The sequence below is a fragment of the Rhizobacter sp. P2_H2 genome (genome assembly GCF_056403375.1).
In genome coordinates, this window is record NZ_JBFUFP010001246.1 from 1 (window position 1) to 1,449 (window position 1,449).

A 1,449-nucleotide genomic window follows, 5' to 3' on the forward strand; every position below is an offset into this window, starting at 1 on the left:
GATGAGGATGGATGTCCCTGAGCCATTGACCGGGGCTGATCGCACGCGATAAGGTGCGTCCCCACGGCAACTGCATCGATGGATGCGCGCCAAGCCCGACCCGCTCACAAAAGCGGGCAGTGCACCCGGCCCCGCGGGCCGGCCCGTCGATCCCGTTGATTCCCTCAGGGAGAAGCCCTTGCATCCATCGCACCACGCGACCGTGGTGAGGYGCGGCGTTGCCGTGCCTCGGACGGTCTTGAACGTCATCTTCACGCTCTGGCTGCTGGCCTGYGCGACATCTGCCRTYGCGCAGTCGCCGGTCCAGCCKMCGGCCGACCCGTTCAACTACGCACGCACGACGAGCTTCACCTACCGYCCKGACGGWTTGGTGGAGACCGAGACGGTCGAGCCCGGCAACCCGCAGCTGTGCGTGGTGACGCGGTACCGCTACGACGCGCGGGGCAACCGCACCGGCWCGCAGGTGTCCAACTGCAGCGGCGCCACCGGCGACGCCGTGTTCACCCCGCGCAGCAGCAGCGTCAGCTACGGCGCGCAGACGGTGACGATCGGCGGCACGAGCGTGCAGATCCAGCCGGACACCCAGGTGAGCGGCCGCAGGAACGCGTTGCAGCAGGAGGAGACGCAGACGGTGGATCCGCGCTTCGGCACCGTGCTGAGCAGGACGGACGCGAACGGGYTGACCACGCGCTGGGAATACGACGACCTGGGTCGCRCGACGCGCGAGATTCGCCCCGATGGCACGCGCGTGATCACGGCCCACTGCCTTATCTCCGGGCGGATGAACCCGGCCGGTGACACCTCGAGCAACAGCCCCACCTGCCSGAACCCAAGCGCGGCCGAGATCCCGGCCGATGCGCTGGAGTTCACGCACGTGGAGTCGAGAGACGCCAGCGGCAGTGAGGGCATCAAGAATGGCCCGTTCACCCGCAAGTACCTGGACCGCGCAGGTCGGCTGCTGCGCCATGTGACCGAAGCCTTCGACGGACCGACGCAACCCGGCGGCACGAGCCGGCTGATCGTCACCGACACCGAGTACGGCGATCTGGGCCAGGTGCTGGTGCAGACGCAGCCGTACTTCCTGGACAGCGGTTCGTCGACGAGCGCAGGCAGTGCAGACGTGGGGCTCACGCGCACCGAGTACGACGCATTGGGCCGCCCCGTTCGGGTCTACACCGCCGACCCCCAGGGCAGCCAGCCGAGCGTGAGTTTCGGTGCCCGCGGCAACCGCAGGGCTCGGGTGTCGAGCATTGCGTACGGCGCGCTGGCCACCACCACGACCGACGACCAGGGCCACACGCGGCGCGAGGAGCGCAACGTGGAAGGCCGGTCGATCCGCATCACYGATGCGCARGGYGCGCAACTCGTYCACCAGCATGACGCGTTCGGCAACTTGGTGGCAWCGAAGGACGCGCTGCAGAACACGGTGCAGATCAGCTACGACGTGCG

The 1,449-nt window shown here is 68.6% G+C and carries 1 protein-coding gene; it reads left to right on the top strand.

Annotated elements, in window-relative coordinates; genetic code table 11:
* Positions 1-370 precede the first annotated feature (370 nt).
* Positions 371-1,449, top strand: a 1,079-nt coding sequence (locus AC1D15_RS32030) for an RHS repeat domain-containing protein (protein WP_477829227.1), incomplete at its 3' end; no start/stop codon positions are given.